The sequence below is a fragment of the Pseudomonas migulae NBRC 103157 genome (assembly GCF_002091715.1).
Lineage (GTDB): Bacteria > Pseudomonadota > Gammaproteobacteria > Pseudomonadales > Pseudomonadaceae > Aquipseudomonas > Aquipseudomonas migulae_A.
Map to the genome: position 1 here is coordinate 36,214 of NZ_BDAG01000013.1, position 11,490 is coordinate 47,703.

The 11,490-nt window shown below is 60.4% G+C and carries 9 protein-coding genes; 6 read left to right on the plus strand and 3 right to left on the minus strand.

The annotated features are described in order from the left end of the window. The first annotated feature begins 229 nt into the window (after positions 1-229). The 3 genes from rhtB to PMI01S_RS12325 all read left to right on the plus strand — a co-directional run bounded on the left by rhtB (position 230) and on the right by PMI01S_RS12325 (position 3,584). Positions 230-862, plus strand: a complete 633-nt coding sequence (gene rhtB / locus PMI01S_RS12315) for a homoserine/homoserine lactone efflux protein (protein ID WP_084320262.1) — start codon at positions 230-232, stop codon at positions 860-862. A 261-nt stretch (positions 863-1,123) separates the two neighbouring features. Beyond that, positions 1,124-3,022, plus strand: a complete 1,899-nt coding sequence (locus PMI01S_RS12320) for an FTR1 family protein (RefSeq protein WP_084320264.1) — start codon at positions 1,124-1,126, stop codon at positions 3,020-3,022. Between the two features lie 106 nt (positions 3,023-3,128). Next, positions 3,129-3,584 (plus strand): YaiI/YqxD family protein, encoded by a 456-nt coding sequence (locus PMI01S_RS12325; RefSeq protein ID WP_084320266.1) that lies wholly within the window; start codon positions 3,129-3,131, stop codon positions 3,582-3,584. A gap of 119 nt (positions 3,585-3,703) precedes the next feature. Here the strand turns inward: PMI01S_RS12325 and elbB are convergent, their stop codons facing one another. Beyond that, positions 3,704-4,372, minus strand: a complete 669-nt coding sequence (gene elbB / locus PMI01S_RS12330) for an isoprenoid biosynthesis glyoxalase ElbB (RefSeq protein ID WP_084320268.1) — start codon at positions 4,370-4,372, stop codon at positions 3,704-3,706. A gap of 115 nt (positions 4,373-4,487) precedes the next feature. Here elbB and PMI01S_RS12335 point away from each other — a divergent pair, with 115 nt between their 5' ends. Then, positions 4,488-5,723 carry a sterol desaturase family protein gene (locus tag PMI01S_RS12335; RefSeq protein ID WP_084320270.1) on the plus strand — a complete coding sequence of 412 codons (1,236 nt, stop codon included), beginning with the start codon at positions 4,488-4,490 and terminating at the stop codon, positions 5,721-5,723. Here PMI01S_RS12335 and PMI01S_RS12340 read toward each other — a convergent pair. After that, a complete protein-coding gene (locus PMI01S_RS12340) occupies positions 5,704-6,336 on the minus strand; it encodes a DedA family protein (protein WP_084320272.1) in 633 nt (210 codons plus the stop codon). The two genes, PMI01S_RS12335 and PMI01S_RS12340, sit on opposite strands and share 20 nt — an antisense overlap. A 208-nt stretch (positions 6,337-6,544) precedes the next feature. On the opposite strand from PMI01S_RS12340, the gene hemB reads away from it, so the two are divergent. Then, positions 6,545-7,558, plus strand: a complete 1,014-nt coding sequence (gene hemB / locus PMI01S_RS12345; protein WP_084320274.1) for a porphobilinogen synthase — start codon at positions 6,545-6,547, stop codon at positions 7,556-7,558. A gap of 18 nt (positions 7,559-7,576) precedes the next feature. Beyond that, positions 7,577-9,799, plus strand: coding sequence for a polyphosphate kinase 1 (gene ppk1 / locus PMI01S_RS12350; RefSeq protein ID WP_084320276.1), 2,223 nt, complete (start codon positions 7,577-7,579; stop codon positions 9,797-9,799). Between the two features lie 103 nt (positions 9,800-9,902). Here ppk1 and ppx read toward each other — a convergent pair whose 3' ends face one another. After that, on the minus strand, positions 9,903-11,405 hold the full coding sequence (gene ppx / locus PMI01S_RS12355; protein ID WP_084320278.1) for an exopolyphosphatase: 1,503 nt from the start codon (positions 11,403-11,405) through the stop codon (positions 9,903-9,905). Positions 11,406-11,490 lie beyond the last annotated feature (85 nt).

Here is an 11,490-nt window from a genome sequence, read left to right on the forward strand (position 1 = left end):
TGTCTGACATACCGCTTTCGCGAGCAAGCCCGCTCCCACATTTGATCAGTGTTGTTCACAAATTTTGTGTTCACTAAAGATCCAATGTGGGAGCGAGCTTGCTCGAGAAGGGGCCCTGGAGTCATAAAACGCTGGTCGGCCGTCGCAATATCCTGCAAAAAATCGATAGTCATCGGCCCAAAGCCGCATTAGCTTAGACGTCTGTCACGAGTCTGAGTCGAGGTGTGCGATGGAGCTTCAAACATGGCTGGCGTTTTTTGCGGCCTGCTGGGTGATCAGCCTGTCTCCCGGTGCCGGCGCCATTGCGTCGATGTCCAGCGGTCTGCAGTACGGTTTCTGGCGCGGTTACTGGAACGCCCTGGGCCTGCAATTGGGCCTGGCGGTGCAGATCGCGATTGTCGGCGCCGGTGTTGGCGCGATCCTCACGGCGTCGGCCACCGCGTTTTATGCGATCAAATGGTTCGGCGTGGCGTACCTGGTTTACCTCGCGATCAAGCAATGGCGCGCGCTGCCCAGCGACATGAGCGACGACGCGGCGGTGCGCCAGATCGGCAAGCCGATGGCTTTGGTGTTCCGTGGTTTCCTGGTCAACATCAGCAACCCCAAGGCCCTGGTGTTCATGCTCGCGGTATTGCCGCAGTTCATCGACCCGCATGCGCCGCTGCTGATTCAGTACCTGATCATTGGCGTGACCATGGTCTGCGTGGATCTGATTGTCATGGCCGGTTACACCGGTTTGGCGTCCAAGGTGCTGCGCTTGTTGCGCACGCCCAAGCAGCAAAAACGCATGAACCGGACTTTTGCAGGATTGTTCATTGGCGCGGCGGCGTTCATGGCGACGCTGCGCAAAGCGGCGGTGTAAAACCGTCAGGCACAAAAAAGGCGACCCTTGAGGTCGCCTTTTTTCGTTCCCATGTCATAGAACTGTAGGAGCCGGCTTGCTGGCGATGCACACGCCTCGGTGTTTCAGTAACACCGTGTTGATGCCTTCGCCAGCAAGCTGGCTCTTACAAAGAGCGGCACAGAATCCCCGGCGGCTTCCGCATTTCACACAACAAAGCTTGAGTGAAACTCATTCGAAGTGAACAATGTGTTACTTCGTATTTCCAATTGAGATTCATTCATGACTGCCCCGTCCCGTTTCCTGGCCTGGCTGGTATTGCCGCTGTTTGCCTTGTGCAGTTCCAACCTGCTGGCCGACACCGTGGAAGGCGCGCCGCAAGCGCTGCATATGCTCGACTACATTGGCGCGGACTACCCGCAATCTGTGCAAGCGGGCAAGGTCATCAATGAGTCCGAGTACCGCGAGCAGCTGGAATTTACCAAGGCGCTGCAAGGCTTGATCGCCGCCATGCCGGACAAACCGGAAAAGGCGGGGCTGGAGCAGGGCGTCAGCACGCTGCACAGCGCCATCGCTGCTCGGCAGGACGGCGCGGACGTCGCCCGTCAGACTCGGCAATTGGGCGCGAAGCTGGCCGTGGCTTATGAAGTCAGTCAGGCGCCGATCATTACACCGGATCCGACCCGGGGTGCGCCGCTGTACGCCCAGCATTGTTCGGTCTGCCATGGCGATACGGGGGCCGGGGATGGTCCGGCCGGTGTCGGCCTGACGCCGCCGCCGGCCAATCTGCGCGACGTCGGGCGCCAGGATCGATTGAGCCTCTACGGGATCTACAACACCTTGGGGATGGGCGTAGAAGGCACAGACATGCCGGCCTTCGCCGATCAGCTGGACGACCGTCAGCGTTGGGACCTGGCGACCTATATCGCCAGCTTCAGTGCCGATCCGGCCGCGGCACAATCCGAAAAAACCTACAACATCGCCGACCTGGCCCGTCAGACCCCGGCCGAAGTGCTGGCCGCCGAAGGTCCGCAAGCGGCAGCGACCTTCCGCGCCCAGCGTTCGCAACCGCCGCAGGTCAAACGTGGCCCGGCGCAACTGCTCGACTACACCGCTGCAACCCTGGACAAGAGCGTCGCGGCCTATCGCGCCGGCGATCACGATCAGGCTTATGACTTGTCGGTCGCGGCGTACCTGGAAGGTTTCGAACTGGTCGAAAGCTCTCTGGACAACGTCGACGCCAACGTGCGCAAAGACACTGAAAAATCCCTGATGGCCTACCGTCAGTCGTTGCAGGATGGCTTGCCGGTGGCCGAGGTCCAGCAGCGTCTGGATGCAGCCAAAGCCAGGTTGAAGCAATCTGCCGGCCTGCTGGGCAGCGAGGGTTTGAGCTGGTCGCTGAGCTACATCTCCGGTCTGCTGATTCTGCTGCGCGAAGGTCTGGAAGCGATCCTGGTGCTGGCGGCAATCCTCGCGTTCCTGCGCAACACTGGCCAGCAATCGGCGGTGCGCAGTGTCAACGCCGGTTGGGGCCTGGCGCTGTTGGCCGGTCTGGGGACCTGGGCGCTGGCGGCGTATGTGATCGACGTCAGTGGCTCGCAGCGTGAGTTGCTGGAAGGCGCGACGGCGTTGTTCGCCGCGGTCATGGTGCTCTGGCTCGGCGTGTGGATGCACGACCGTCGCCACGCAGCGGCCTGGCAGGATTACATCAAGAGCAGCCTGGTGGGCGGCGGCGGGCGTTTCGGCTTTGCGACGCTGGCATTCTTCTCGGTGTATCGCGAGCTGTTTGAAGTGATCCTGTTCTACGAGACCTTGTGGTTGCAGGCCGGGCCAGCGGGGCATAACGCGGTGTTGGCGGGTGGTGCCACGGCGCTGGTGCTGCTGGTGGGGCTGGCGTGGGTGATTCTGCGGGGCTCGGCGAAACTGCCGCTGTCGCTGTTCTTCAGCATCAATGCCGGGCTGCTGTGCGCGCTGTCGGTGGTGTTTGCCGGCCACGGCGTGAAGGCGTTGCAGGAAGCCGGGATCTTTGGCACGCGGCCGGTGCCGTTCTTTGAGTTCGACTGGCTGGGCATCCATGCGGATGCGTATTCGCTGAGTGCTCAGGCGGTGGCGATCATTGCGATTATTGTGTTGTATGGTCGTAGCTGGATGGCGGAGAAGCGGCGGGTGCAGGTTTCTTAAAAGCATTCGCTGCGCTCACATTCGCGGGCAAGCCCGCTCCCACAGGGATTAACGCTAACCTTGTGGGAGCGGGCTTGCCCGCGATGCTTTTAAGAGGAGGAACACAATGCGTGTGTGGATTGATGCCGACGCCTGCCCGCGGGCGGCCAAGGATCTGGTGGTGAAGTTCGCCCTCAAGCGCCAGTTCGAAGTGGTGCTGGTGGCGGGGCAGCCGCAGATCAAGCCGGGGCTGGCGCTGGTAAAGCTGATCGTGGTGCCGAGTGGCCCGGATGCGGCGGACGACTATCTGGTGGAGTACGCGGTGCCCGGTGAACTGGTGATCTGCAGCGACGTGCCACTGGCCGACCGGCTGGTGAAGAAAGGCGTTGCAGCGCTGGACCCTCGGGGAAAGGAGTTCGACGCGCAGAACATGGGCGATCGGCTGGCGGTGCGCAACCTGTTCACCGACTTGCGTGAACAGGGGCAGATGAGCGGCGGCCCCGCGCCGTTTGGCGAGCGTGAGAAGCAGGCGTTTGCCAATGCGCTGGACCGAATACTCACGCGGTTATCGCGCAAGTCTTGAGCCTGGCAATATTCAAAATGTGGGAGCGGGTTTGCTCGCGAATGCGGTGAGTCATTCAGCATTGATGTTGACTGATACACCGCATGCGCGAGCAAGCCCGCTCCCACATTTGATCCGTGTCAGGCGTCGTTTTCGTGGGTCAGTTCGAGGACGCGGTCGACCAGTTTGTTGATGCCTGACGCGGCTTCGCTGATCGATTGCGCGAGCATGTAAGCCGGAGTGCTCACCAGTTTGCGCGCCTTGTCTTCAACGATGTCCGTCACCGCGCAGTCTGCATGTGTGGCGCCCATCTTGTTCATCGCCGCGGCAGTGTCGGCATCGTTGCCGATGGTGCAGGTCACGCCCGGCCCATAAATCTTCGCGGCCAGCGCCGGGGAAATGCAGATCAGCCCGACCGGTTTACCCGCTTCGGCAAACGCTTCAGCCAGCGCCAGGACTTGCGGTTGAACCGTGCAGCCGGCGCCTTCGATCGCGAAGTTCGACAGGTTCTTCGCCGCGCCAAAACCACCCGGCACGATCAGCGCGTCGAAATCCTCGACGTCGGCCTCACGGATATCCTTGATGTTGCCCCGGGCGATCCGCGCCGATTCCACCAGCACATTGCGTGTCTCGGGCATCTCTTCGCCGGTCAGGTGGTTGATCACATGCAATTGCGCGATGTTGGGGGCAAAGCACTGCACCTGAGCGCCACGCTGGTCCAGGCGCAGCAGGGTGATCACACTTTCGTGGATCTCGGCGCCGTCGTAGACACCACAGCCGGAAAGGATCACTGCAATTTTTTTGCTCATGGGTTTTTCTCCAGATTCATGGCGTTAAATGTCCACTAATTTGTCACTCGTTGCCATAGGGTTAATTCGCGGCTAAACATAGGATCTGTCCTCAGGATTCCGATCAGGGCGCGTCATGGACTTCATTCTGTATGCGGTGCCGTTCTTCTTTGTGCTGATTGCCGTCGAACTGCTGGCCGACCGTTGGCGCGGGGTGAGCAATTATCGGGTGGCCGACGCGATCAACAGCATCAGCACCGGCGTGCTGTCCACCACCACGGGCCTGTTGACCAAGGGTGTGGGGCTGGTGACGTACGCATTTGCCCTCAAGCACCTGGCGCTGTTCGAGCTCTCGGCCGACAGCGTTTGGGTCTGGGTGTTTGCCTTCGTCCTCTATGACTTCTGCTACTACTGGCTGCATCGCATGGGCCATGAACGCAATATTCTCTGGGCGGCGCATTCGGTGCATCACCAGAGCGAGGACTACAACCTCTCCACGGCGTTGCGCCAGACCAGTACCGGGTTTCTGCTGAGCTGGATTTTCTACCTGCCGATGGCCGTGCTCGGCGTGCCGCTGCTGGTGTTCATCAGCGTCGCCGCGCTTAACCTGCTGTATCAATTCTGGGTGCATACGCGACACATTCCCAAGCTTGGCTGGTTCGAGTGGTTCTTCGTCACGCCGTCCAATCATCGGGCCCACCATGCACAGAACGCTCTCTACATGGATCGCAACTACGGCGGGGTGTTCATTATTTGGGACCGTCTGTTTGGCTCGTTCCAGGAAGAGGACGACAACGAACCGGTGATTTTCGGCGTGACCACGCCACTGGCGAGCTGGAATCCGTTGTGGGCAAACGTGCAGTTTTACGCGCAGCTCTGGGATGACGCGCGACGGGCTGAAAGCAAATGGGACAAGCTGCGGATCTGGTTCATGCGCACCGGTTGGCGTCCGGCCGACGTGGCGGCGAAGTACCCGATGAACAAGCCGGACTTGAGCCAGTTCCGCAAATTCGAAGTACCGCTGGACGGGCGCCAGCAGATTTACGTCGTGCTGCAGTTCTGCGTCTACATCGCGCTGGGCAGCTACTTGATGAACGTCGAGCAGCATTTACCGACCGCTGCGTTGGTGCTCGGCTGGAGTGCGGTGGCATTGGGTCTGTTTACGTTGGGCGTGGCCCTGGAGAATCGCCCATGGGCGTTGAAGCTGGAGCTGCTGCGCCTGGCATCGAATGTGCCGCTGGTGTGGCTGGCGCCGATGGTCGGGCTGTGGCCGGCCAGCGCGGTGGGCTGGGTCGGCCTGCTGAGTTACAGCCTGCTCAGCGGAATCGGTCTCTACTGCTGCAGAAACCGCTTCACTCGGTTGGCGTCTTGACCTCGGCGGCCTTGGCCTGTTCGGCTTTCAAGGCCTGCTCGTCGGCGTAGATCTGCTTCGCCAGACGGGCATTCTTGAATCGCCGGCGCAGCCACAGCACGAAGCCCAGCACCAGCAGGGCGCCAAGCACCCATAGCTCGTACTTCTTGACGCTGCCCAACATGCCTTCGAGTACCGCGCCGAAGTGATAGGCCGCGGCGGCCAGGGCGCTCGCCCAGATCGCGGCGCCAATCCCGTTCAACAACAAGTAACGTCCTGGTGGATAGCCTGACAGGCCGATCGCCACCGGCATCACCGTGCGCAAACCATAGACAAAACGGAAGCTCAGCACCCAGATGTCCGGGTGCCTGCGGATGTGTTCCAGAGCCCGGTCGCCCATCATCTGCCAGCGGGGTTTGCGCGCCAGCAACTTGCGGCCGTGCTTACGCCCCAGGAAGTACCACAGCTGATCGCCGGCATAACTGCCGAAAAAAGCCACGACCACCACCAGGTTGATATCCATGTATCCACGGAACGCGAGGAAGCCTGCGAGCACCAGAATGGTTTCGCCTTCGAAGAACGTGCCGAGAAAAAGGGCAAAGTAGCCGAAGTCATGCAGAAATTGTTGGAGCATTGTCTGGGTGCTGGCGAAATGAACGCGCAGCCTAACCCTTCGTGCACATTCATGAAAGTGTCCAAATGTGTCTCGACGTGAACATTTCCTACAAGGACAATGGAATGCGGCTACGTGACGCAGGGATGCACATAACTGTAATACGTTGGTCATAATGGCCGCTTATAACTGTCACGCTCGCCCGTTAGCGCGGGCTCAGGAGTCTGCCGTGAGCTTTACCCCTGCCAACCGTTTGTTTCCTGCAACCCGCTTGCGTCGTAACCGCCGTGATGAATTCTCGCGTCGACTGGTTCGTGAAAACGTTCTGACTGTCGATGATCTGATCCTGCCGGTGTTCGTGCTGGACGGTGAAAACCGTCGCGAGGCGGTGGCCTCGATGCCGGGCGTTGAACGCCTGACCATCGACCTGTTGCTGGAAGAAGCAGCCAAGTGGGTCGAACTGGGCATCCCGGCCGTGGCGCTGTTCCCGGTCACACCCCCCGAACTCAAGTCGCTGGATGCCGCCGAAGCCTGGAATCCCGATGGCATTGCCCAGCGCGCCACCCGCGCCCTGCGTGCGCAGTTTCCTGAACTGGGGGTGATCACCGACGTTGCGCTGGACCCGTTCACCACCCACGGTCAGGACGGTATCCTCGACGAAGCAGGCTACGTGCAGAACGACATCACCGTCGATGCGCTGGTCAAGCAGGCCCTGTCCCACGCCGAAGCCGGCGCTCAGGTGGTGGCCCCGTCGGACATGATGGACGGTCGCATCCAGGCGATCCGCGAAGCCCTCGAACTGGCCGATCACGTCAACGTGCGGATCATGGCCTATTCGGCGAAGTACGCCAGCGCCTATTACGGCCCGTTCCGCGATGCGGTGGGTTCGGCACTGAACCTGGGCGAGGCCAACAAGGCCTCCTATCAGATGGACCCGGCCAACAGCAACGAAGCCCTGCACGAAGTGGCGGCGGACTTGTCAGAAGGCGCGGACATGGTCATGGTCAAGCCAGGCATGCCGTACCTGGACATCCTTTACAGGGTCAAGGAAGAATTCAAAGTGCCGACCTTTGTCTATCAGGTCAGCGGTGAATACGCCATGCACATGGCGGCGATCCAGAATGGCTGGTTGAGCGAAGGGGTTATCCTCGAATCCCTGACCGCTTTTAAACGTTCAGGCGCTGATGGCATCCTGACTTACTTTGCCGTTCGTGCTGCTCAATTGTTACGAGAGCAAAAATAGCCCTCCCAGGAACATTCGATGAATACCGAAGGACTCACTGAAGTTGCAGTACAAGAGGCTCAACCCGTGGTGGAGCAAATCGCCGAAACCCCGCCGGAGCTGGAGCCTGCTCCACCCGCGGTAGTGGTCGAAACCGCGCCGGCGGCGCCAGCGATTGTTGTTCCTGGCCTGGATGACAGCAGCCTGTACATCCATCGCGAGCTCTCGCAACTGCAGTTCAACATCCGCGTGCTGGAACAGGCGCTGGATGAGTCCTACCCGTTGCTGGAGCGGCTGAAGTTCCTGCTGATTTTCTCCAGCAACCTGGATGAGTTCTTCGAAATTCGTGTGGCCGGCCTCAAGAAGCAGATCACCTTCGCCCGTGAACAGGCCGGCGCCGATGGTCTGCAACCGCACCAGGCCCTGGCCCGGATCAGCGAACTGGTGCACGGTTATGTAGACCGCCAGTACGCGATCCTCAATGACATTCTGTTGCCGGAACTGGAGAAACATCAGGTCCGCTTCATCCGTCGCCGTTACTGGACCACCAAGCTCAAGACCTGGGTTCGCCGTTATTTCCGCGACGAGATCGCGCCGATCATCACTCCGATCGGCCTCGACCCGACGCACCCGTTCCCGTTGCTGGTGAACAAGAGTCTGAACTTCATCGTCGAGCTCGAAGGCATCGACGCCTTCGGTCGCGATTCCGGTCTGGCGATTATCCCGGCACCGCGTCTGCTGCCGCGAATCATCAAGGTGCCGGAAGAAGTCGGCGGCCCTGGCGACAATTATGTATTCCTGTCGTCGATGATCCATGCGCACGCCGATGACTTGTTCCAGGGCATGAAGGTCAAGGGCTGCTACCAGTTCCGCCTGACCCGAAACGCCGACCTTGCCGTCGACACCGAAGACGTGGAAGACCTGGCCCGCGCGCTGCGCGGCGAGTTGTTCTCCCGTCGTTACGGTGATGCGGTGCGGCTGGAAGTGGCCGACACCTGCCCGAAACACCTGTCCGACTATTTGCTCAAGCAGTTCAACCTGCACGAGACCGAGTTGTACCAGGTCAACGGCCCGGTCAACCTGACCCGCCTGTTCAGCATCACCGGCCTCGACAGTCAGCGCGATCTGCAATACCTGCCGTTCACTCCGCAGATCCCGAAACTGCTGCAGAACAGCGAGAACATTTTCAGCGTGATCAGCAAGCAGGACATCCTGCTGCTGCACCCGTTCGAGTCGTTTACGCCTGTTGTCGATTTGTTGCGCCAGGCTGCAAAGGACCCGCACGTATTGGCGGTCCGCCAGACGCTGTACCGCTCCGGTGCCAACTCGGAAATCGTTGATGCGCTGGTTGATGCGGCGCGTAACGGCAAGGAAGTCACTGCGGTGATCGAATTGCGCGCGCGGTTCGACGAAGAGTCCAACCTGCAACTGGCCAGCCGTCTGCAAGCGGCCGGTGCGGTGGTGATCTACGGTGTGGTCGGCTTCAAGACCCACGCCAAGATGATGCTGATCCTGCGTCGCGAGGCTGGCGAGATTGTGCGTTACGCGCATTTGGGGACGGGTAACTACCACGCCGCCAACGCTCGTCTGTATACCGACTACAGCTTGCTGACCTCGGACGACGCCTTGTGCGAAGACGTCGGCAAACTGTTCAGCCAGCTGATCGGCATGGGTAAAACCTTGCGCATGAAGAAGCTGCTGCACGCGCCGTTCACGCTGAAGAAGGGCATGCTCGACATGATTGCCCGCGAGACCCAGTTCGCCCTAGAGGGCAAGCCGGCGCACATCATCGCCAAGTTCAACTCGCTGACCGATCCGAAGATCATCCGTGCGTTGTACAAGGCCAGCCAGTCCGGCGTGCGCATCGATCTGGTGGTGCGTGGCATGTGCTGCCTGCGTCCGGGCATCGCCGGGGTTTCGCACAATATCCATGTGCGCTCGATCATCGGTCGCTTCCTGGAGCACACGCGGGTCTTCTACTTCCTCAATGGCGGTGACGAGCAGATGTTCCTGTCCAGTGCCGACTGGATGGAGCGCAACCTCGACAAGCGCGTGGAGACTTGCTTCCCGGTGGAAGGCAAGAAGCTGATCATGCGGGTCAAGAAGGAGCTGGAGCTTTATCTCACCGATAACACTCACAGCTGGAGCCTGCAGGCGGATGGTCGTTACATCCGCAACACACCGACCGGCAACCAGAACCCGCGCAGTGCGCAGGCCACGTTGCTGGAGCGGTTGGGCAGTCCAATCCTGGCCGTGCGTTAACCCACACGCTGCATAAAAAAATGGCGATCCCTGCGGATCGCCATTTTTTTTAGTTCCGCCTGAGTAACCTGTGGCGAGGGAGCAAGTTCCCTCGCCACCGTGTTTAACGGACGTTAAGGACGAACCCCACCCGAGTCAGCCATTCTGCCTCCAGGGCGAAGTCAGCCTGGGTCAGCTGGTTTTCGTCCAGCCAGTTTTCCGGGAACTGCACATCCAGGCTGTGGCCATTGGCGTGCAGCACCACCTGAGGCATTTCCTGGGTGCCGCGGATGTGATGGAACAGGATCGCAAAGCGCAGCAGCACGCAAAGGCGAATCAGCTTGATGCCGTCGTCGCCAAAATCGGCAAACCGGTCCTTGGGAATATTGCGACGGTGGCCACGCACCAGTAGCGCAAGCATCAGTTGGTCTTCGCGGGAGAACCCGGCCAGGTCCGAATGCTCGATCAAGTACGAGCCGTGTTTGTGATACTGATAGTGAGCGATGTCCAGGCCCACTTCATGGACCTTGGCAGCCCAGCCCAGCAACTCGCGCCAGACGCCGTCATCCAGATCCCAATCCTCGGCCACCTGATCGAAGGCATGCAGCGCCTTGCGCTCGACCCGTGCCGCTTGTTCCAGATCGACGTGATAACGCTCCATCAGCGAGCTGAGCGTGCGTTCACGGACGTCTTCATGATGATGACGACCCAGCAGGTCATAGAGCACGCCTTCGCGCAGCGCGCCTTCACAGTGGTCCATGCGCTGGAGTTCGAGGGCATCGAAGATCGCTTCAAGAATTGCCAGGCCCGCCGGGAAAATCGCCCGGCGATCAGGCTTGATGCCCTCGAAGTCGATTTTCTCGACGTCGCCGAGTTTGATCAGCTTGCGCTTGAGCCACGCCAGGCCCTGGGCGTTGACCTCGCCTGTGCCATGACCGCCGGCCTTCAGCGCCAGGCCAATGGCACGGATGGTGCCCGAGGAGCCGATGGCTTCATCCCAGGTCAGGCGGTGCAGGGCGTGTTCGATGCTCATGATCTCCAGCCGCGCCGCTGTGTAGGCCTGGGCGTAGCGCGCCGGGGTGATCTTGCCGTCCTTGAAATAGCGCTGGGTGTAACTGACGCAGCCCATTTGCAGGCTTTCGCGCAGCAGTGGCTCGAAGCGCTGGCCGATAATGAATTCGGTACTGCCGCCGCCAATGTCGGCTACCAGGCGTTTGCCTGGTGTATCGGCGAGGGTGTGCGACACGCCGAGATAGATCAGGCGCGCTTCTTCACGACCGGAGATAACTTCCACCGGGTGGCCGAGGATTTCTTCGGCGCGGTGGATGAATTCATTGCGGTTACGGGCTTCACGCAGGGCGTTGGTGCCGACGATCCGCACGGCGCCCTGGGGCATACCGTTGATCAGTTGGGCGAAGCGCTTGAGACAATCGAGCCCGCGCTGCATGGATTCTTCGCTGAGCTTGCGCTCTTCGTCGATGCCGGCGGCCAGCTGAACCTTCTCCCCGAGACGCTCGAGAATACGGATTTCGCCGTTCTGGGCCTTGGCCACGACCATGTGAAAGCTGTTGGAGCCCAGGTCGATTGCGGCGATCAGGGACAGATTCTTGGCTTGGGATTGCGGCATGGTCAGGGGGTCTCGGTCGATAACCCGGACATCGTGCCACGATCAAAGGCTGACGCCAACGCGTAGGCGTTATTGGAACCTGCGA

Bases quoted from the DNA above. Each gene is read 5' to 3' on its own strand.
- rhtB (WP_084320262.1), top strand. From the start codon at position 230: ATGGAGCTTCAAACATGGCTGGCGTTTTTTGCGGCCTGCTGGGTGATC.
- PMI01S_RS12320 (WP_084320264.1), top strand. From the start codon at position 1,124: ATGACTGCCCCGTCCCGTTTCCTGGCCTGGCTGGTATTGCCGCTGTTT.
- PMI01S_RS12325 (WP_084320266.1), top strand. From the start codon at position 3,129: ATGCGTGTGTGGATTGATGCCGACGCCTGCCCGCGGGCGGCCAAGGAT.
- elbB (WP_084320268.1), bottom strand. From the start codon at position 4,372: ATGAGCAAAAAAATTGCAGTGATCCTTTCCGGCTGTGGTGTCTACGAC.
- PMI01S_RS12335 (WP_084320270.1), top strand. From the start codon at position 4,488: ATGGACTTCATTCTGTATGCGGTGCCGTTCTTCTTTGTGCTGATTGCC.
- PMI01S_RS12340 (WP_084320272.1), bottom strand. From the start codon at position 6,336: ATGCTCCAACAATTTCTGCATGACTTCGGCTACTTTGCCCTTTTTCTC.
- ppk1 (WP_084320276.1), top strand. From the start codon at position 7,577: ATGAATACCGAAGGACTCACTGAAGTTGCAGTACAAGAGGCTCAACCC.
- ppx (WP_084320278.1), bottom strand. From the start codon at position 11,405: ATGCCGCAATCCCAAGCCAAGAATCTGTCCCTGATCGCCGCAATCGAC.